Genomic DNA, 5,124 nt, shown 5'->3' on the forward strand with positions numbered 1-5,124 from the left:
GCCATGAGTTGGTCAAGAAGCCGGYAAGGACGGCAATCACCAACAGGACGGATGTGAGGACAAATGTGCCGCCCGCAGCGCTGGCCAGAACATGCGAGAGCCCTCCGCACAAGGTGCAGGTGGCGGGGTTGCCTCGGCTGGAGAGACGTTTTTCCCAGGTTTTGATTCCGGCCTGGTGGCAATGGGGGCAGATGTTCATGGTGCTGAAGGGGTGGTTGCCGAAGTCGTGCCGGCAATCGCCCTGCACAGGTTCTCGCGTGCACGTGCTTCCAGTGTTTCGCGGAAATGCGCCGTGCTGTAGATCACAGGCCGGTCCAGGAAACCCTGCAGGATTTCGCGCCGCTTTTGCTGGAACAGGGCGGCGGGCACAAAAGCGTATTCGTGCCGGATCTGCTGCTCGTACTCGGCAAACCTGCCGGGGCCGGCGCCCAGGATGGACAGGTCGATATCGACCAGCAACTGTTCGTCAGGCGAGGCTGGCAGCGCCGTATGGCGGGTGGCCATGACCAGGTCGTGAACACGCTGCGCGGCGGCCGTGGCAGTGCCGTGCGCCAGCAGCACCTCGCGAGCCCAGTCGGCGCTTGTTTCCTCGTTGTCGTGGCGCTGCGTGTCGTAAATCGCATCATGGAACCACAACGCCATCTCGACCTCTGCGGGCTGTACGGCCAGATCGCGAACGGCCTCGAAATGCGCGAGGCATTCCGTGAGGTGCTGCAGCGTGTGGTACTTGCGGTGCGGCTCCGAGTAGCGCGCCACCAGTTCATCAAACACCGCAGGCCCGATCGGCCGTGCGGCAAGGGCGCCCGCGCAATGCCGCCAGGATCGGGCCAGCAGGTCTGTGGGTTCAGGGGTTTGCATGGGCATGACTTTATCGTTTGGGCGTTTTGTGCGTGTGTGAGCGCTCCGGCGGCGCGGCAGGCGCGCACAGGGACTCGACCAGTCGCAGCGCCGGCAGCGACAGCTGGTCAAAGCGGCGCGCGCAGATCAGCAATTGCCGGTCGGCCCAGGTGTCGGTCAGCTTGAGGCTGCGCAGCTTGCCTGCCTCCACATGGCGTTCGGCCGCGACGGCCGGCACCACCGCCACGCCGACACCCGCCTCCACCATGCGGCAGACTGCCTCAAAGCTGCGCAGCCGTATGCGGGTCCGCATGCGCAGCCCCAGGCGTTCGGCCTGCAGGTTCAGGTGCTGTTGCAGCGCGCTGTCTTCCCCCAGGCCGACGAAGTCATGGCCCAGGGCTTGCCCGAACGGAGCATGGCGCTGGCGGCCGAATCCGCTGCCGGCTGGAACCACCAGCACAAGCTGGTCGCGCCGGAAAGGTTTTGATTCAAGGCTGGAGATGTCGGCGGAGTCGGCCACGATGCCGAGGTCGGCCACCTGGCCCAGCAACTGCGACACGATCAGGTGGCTGGGACGCTCCTCCAGGTCGACGTCGATGGCTGGATGGGTGTTGAGGAAATCCGCCAGCGCCTGCGGCAGGTAGTCGGTGATGGCGGCGGTGTTCGACAGCAAACGCACGTTGCCCGCCAGCCCGCCCGCATAGTCGCCGATCTCACCATGCATGCGCTCGATTTGCTGCAACACCAGCCGCGCATGGTGAGCCACGGCCAGGCCGGCCTTGGTCGGTTTCACACCGGCGCGCAGACGCTCCAGCAGCGGGACCCCCAATGCGTCTTCCATGCCGCGTATGCGTGCGCTGGCCGAGGCGAGCGCCAGGTGCGAAAGCCTGCTGCCCGCTGTGATACTGCCGGTATCGACGGTGTGCAGAAACAGCCGAAGGTCGATAAGGTCAAAGCGAAGGGTGGCGGGCATGAGCTGAAGGCGTTTTAGCCTTCGGTAACGGCGAAGGCTGTGAACGGATATTACCGCTTGAGCGCAAACGCGCCGCTGCGCAGAATCGGCGACATGAACTCAATGAACAACTTCATGGGTGCAGGGAACGACACCCTCTTGATGGCCGTCGTCGCCGGCGTATTCCTGCTGGCCGGCCTCGTCAAGGGCGTGGTGGGCCTGGGGTTGCCAACACTTTCCATGGGCTTGCTGGCCGGCGTGATGCCGCCTGCGCAGGCAGCCGTCATCCTGATCCTGCCTTCGTTGCTGACGAATGCCTGGCAGATGTGGGATGGCGCTGCGCTGGAAAGCCTGTTGCGGCGTCTGTGGCCGCTGCAGGCTGGGGTGGTCGCGGGGACGCTGTGGGCACCGGTCAGCCTGGTTACCCTTGATACGGACCTCGCGTCGGCAGGCTTGGGCGCTGCGCTGATCATTTATGCACTACTGGGGCTGTGCGCACTGCCGCTGGCGGTCCCGCCGCGCGGTGAGCGGTTTTTTTCCTTCGCTGCCGGCTTGGCGACCGGCGCCATCACCTCGGCCACCGGCGTGTTTGTCTTTCCGGCTGTACCTTACCTGCAGGCCTTGTCGCTCAAGAAAGACGAACTGGTGCAGGCGCTGGGCCTGTCCTTCACCGTTTCCACTGCCGCACTTTTTCTGCGCCTGGTGATGGAAGGCTCTTTTGCCATGGGCAGCATGCCGGGTGGCTGGAGTTTGCTGCTGCCATTGCCTGCTGCCTTGTTGGGGATGGCCGCCGGTCAGAAGCTGCGCGGGCGGGTGGGCGAGAAGGGTTTCAGGCGCCTTTTTTTCACCGGTCTGCTGCTGATAGGCATTTACATGGTCACTCGCAGCGCGATGCGGTAGCCACGCCGGTGCGATGGAAAACCACAGCGAGGTTTCGCAGGCTATGGAGGCGCTCCATGCCAAAGCCGCACGTCTGCTCTTGCTGCTGGAGCTCGCCGATGACCCGGTTTCCCCGCTGCCCGAGGCCTCGTCCCTGCTGGACGACATTGACGCCCTGCGCGCGCTGCACCTGCGCGTGGTGATGCGGCCTCACGTATCGGCCTGAACAGGGTTTAACCCCTGATTTTTACGCTTTCTTTATACCGGCTGCCGGTCTTTCATCCCCGTTTTTACACACCGGATCCGAAACTTTCCCCATCGTTGTTTGTTGGAGAAAGATCATGGATCTCGCGTTTATTCTTGGTGCCGCCGCCCTCTGGGGTGTGATGGTCTTGCTGGTCTGGGGCTTCCAGAAGCTTGAAAAGTCCGAAGGAGGCCGTTCATGATCAGCCTGGACGTTTTGTACGGCTTTGGCGGCGTCTGTGCTGTCCTGCTGCTCACCTACCTCGTCTATGCGCTGATCTGCGCCGAGGAGTTTTGATGAGCAACTCGTCTTGGGGTCTGCTGGCCCTTTTTCTGGGTGTATTGCTGGCCACTGCGTGGCCGCTGGGCATCTGGCTGGCCCGCCTGTATTCCGGCAGCCTCCCCAACTGGATGCATAAGGCGGAAGCGCCGCTGTATCGCCTGGCCGGTACATCGGCCTATACCAACATGAAGTGGTCGCAGTACGCGCTGGCCTTGCTGGCTTTCAATGCGCTCGGTGTGTTGGCCGTTTATGCACTGCAGCGCTTGCAGGTCTGGCTGCCGCTCAACCCGGCCGGCATGGCCGCGGTAACGCCCGATTCGGCCTTCAACACCGCCGTCAGCTTTGTCTCCAACACCAACTGGCAGGGCTATGCCGGCGAGTCCACCATGAGCTACCTCACGCAGATGCTGGTGCTCGCTGTGCAGAACTTCTTCTCGGCCGCCACCGGCATTGCCGTGGTGTTTGCGCTGTTCCGCGGTTTTKCTGCGCGGGCGACCGGCGCCATCGGCAACTTCTGGGTGGACGTGACGCGCATCACGGCCTGGCTGCTGCTGCCGCTGTCGCTGGTGTTTGCCGTCTTCCTTGTGGGGCAGGGCGTCATCCAGAACTTTGATGCCTACAAAGACGTGAGCACGCTGGAAGTGACTAGCTATCAGCAGCCGAAAAACGGCCCTGATGGCCAGGCGCTGAAAGACGACAAGGGCAATCCCGTGATGGAGGATGCCAAATCCGACAAGCAGACCCTGGCCATGGGCCCGGTCGCGTCTCAGGAAGCCATCAAGATGCTGGGCACCAACGGCGGCGGCTTCTTCAACGCCAATTCAGCGCACCCTTATGAAAACCCGACCGCGCTGAGCAATTTCTTTCAGATGTTGTCCATCTTCCTGATTCCGGCGGCGCTGTGCTTCGCCTTCGGCCGCGCGGTGGGCGACCAGCGCCAGGGCTGGGCCGTGCTGGCCGCCATGACGGTGATGTTTGTCATCGCGGTGGGGGCCATCACCCCGGCTGAGCAGGCCGGCAACCCCTTGCTGCCGCCTCTGGGCGTGGACCAGACGGCCAGCGCGCTGCAGGCCGGCGGCAACATGGAAGGCAAGGAAACCCGCTTCGGCATCAATGCCTCCAGCCTGTTCGCGGTCATCACGACGGCGGCCTCCTGCGGCGCGGTCAATGCCATGCACGACTCCTTCACGCCGCTGGGCGGCATGGTGCCCATGGTGATGATGCAGCTGGGCGAGGTGGTGTTCGGCGGCGTTGGCACGGGCCTCTACGGCATGCTGATCTTCGCCATCCTGGCGGTGTTCATCGCCGGCCTCATGATCGGYCGCACGCCGGAATACCTGGGCAAGAAGATCGAGGCGCATGAGATGAAGCTGACTTCGATCGCCATCCTGGTCACGCCCATCCTGGTGCTGGCCGGCACTGCCATCGCCGTATTGGCGGGCGCAGGCAAGGCTGGCATTGCCAACCCCGGCGCGCACGGTTTCTCCGAAATCCTCTATGCGCTGAGCTCGGCCGGCAACAACAACGGCAGCGCCTTCGCGGGCCTGTCTGCCAACACGCCGTTCTACAACACGCTGCTGGGCATCGTCATGTGGCTGGGGCGCTTCGGCTTCATCGTTCCGGTGCTGGCCATTGCCGGTGCGCTGGCCGCCAAGAAACGCCTGCCGGTTACGGCCGGCACCATGCCCACGCACGGCCCGCTGTTCGTGACGCTGTTGATAGGCACTGTGCTGCTGGTGGGGTTGCTTAACTACGTGCCCGGCCTGGCGCTGGGCCCCATGGTCGAGCACCTGATGCTGTGGCCAGGCAAATAACCGCAAGGCTCAAAGAGAAACCTATATGAGTACCAAAAAATCTTTAATGTTGCTGGATCCCGCGCTGCTCAAGCCGGCTATCGTGGCTTCGTTTACCAAGCTGAGCCCGCGCGTGC

Annotated in this window: 7 protein-coding genes; 4 read left to right on the forward strand and 3 right to left on the reverse strand. The window is 63.5% G+C overall.

The features are described 5' to 3' along the window. The 3 genes from AC1D1X_RS15190 to AC1D1X_RS15200 form a co-directional block, all read right to left on the reverse strand. The coding region (locus AC1D1X_RS15190) for a hypothetical protein (protein ID WP_477698575.1) at window positions 1-199 on the reverse strand (199 nt) is incomplete at its 3' end. After that, window positions 196-864, reverse strand: coding sequence for an HD domain-containing protein (locus AC1D1X_RS15195; protein WP_477668651.1), 669 nt, complete (start codon window positions 862-864; stop codon window positions 196-198). The genes AC1D1X_RS15190 and AC1D1X_RS15195, both read right to left, overlap by 4 nt. A 4-nt stretch (window positions 865-868) precedes the next feature. Beyond that, window positions 869-1,810, reverse strand: coding sequence for a LysR family transcriptional regulator (locus AC1D1X_RS15200; protein WP_477668650.1), 942 nt, complete (start codon window positions 1,808-1,810; stop codon window positions 869-871). Window positions 1,811-1,903: 93 nt separating this feature from the next. Between AC1D1X_RS15200 and AC1D1X_RS15205 the strand changes: the two genes are divergently transcribed. The 4 genes from AC1D1X_RS15205 to kdpA all read left to right on the forward strand — a co-directional run bounded on the left by AC1D1X_RS15205 (window position 1,904) and on the right by kdpA (window position 5,008). Further along, window positions 1,904-2,689, forward strand: a complete 786-nt coding sequence (locus AC1D1X_RS15205; RefSeq protein ID WP_477668649.1) for a sulfite exporter TauE/SafE family protein — start codon at window positions 1,904-1,906, stop codon at window positions 2,687-2,689. Window positions 2,690-2,702: 13 nt separating this feature from the next. Continuing rightward, window positions 2,703-2,894, forward strand: a complete 192-nt coding sequence (locus tag AC1D1X_RS15210) for a hypothetical protein (protein ID WP_477668648.1) — start codon at window positions 2,703-2,705, stop codon at window positions 2,892-2,894. A gap of 216 nt (window positions 2,895-3,110) precedes the next feature. Next, window positions 3,111-3,209: a potassium-transporting ATPase subunit F gene (locus AC1D1X_RS15215; protein WP_457281368.1), complete on the forward strand. Its 99-nt coding sequence runs from the start codon at window positions 3,111-3,113 to the stop codon at window positions 3,207-3,209. Continuing rightward, window positions 3,209-5,008 (forward strand): potassium-transporting ATPase subunit KdpA, encoded by a 1,800-nt coding sequence (kdpA, locus tag AC1D1X_RS15220; RefSeq protein ID WP_477698576.1) that lies wholly within the window; start codon window positions 3,209-3,211, stop codon window positions 5,006-5,008. Before AC1D1X_RS15215 ends, kdpA begins: the two co-directional genes overlap by 1 nt. Window positions 5,009-5,124: the final 116 nt, after the last annotated feature.

This window comes from Polaromonas sp. P1_G4 (assembly GCF_056405475.1).

Excerpts from the sequence above, each read along its gene's own strand:
- AC1D1X_RS15195 (WP_477668651.1), bottom strand. The coding sequence starts at position 864 with ATGCCCATGCAAACCCCTGAACCCACAGACCTGCTGGCCCGATCCTGG.
- AC1D1X_RS15200 (WP_477668650.1), bottom strand. The coding sequence starts at position 1,810 with ATGCCCGCCACCCTTCGCTTTGACCTTATCGACCTTCGGCTGTTTCTG.
- AC1D1X_RS15210 (WP_477668648.1), top strand. The coding sequence starts at position 2,703 with ATGGAAAACCACAGCGAGGTTTCGCAGGCTATGGAGGCGCTCCATGCC.
- AC1D1X_RS15205 (WP_477668649.1), top strand. The coding sequence starts at position 1,904 with ATGAACTCAATGAACAACTTCATGGGTGCAGGGAACGACACCCTCTTG.
- AC1D1X_RS15215 (WP_457281368.1), top strand. The coding sequence starts at position 3,111 with ATGATCAGCCTGGACGTTTTGTACGGCTTTGGCGGCGTCTGTGCTGTC.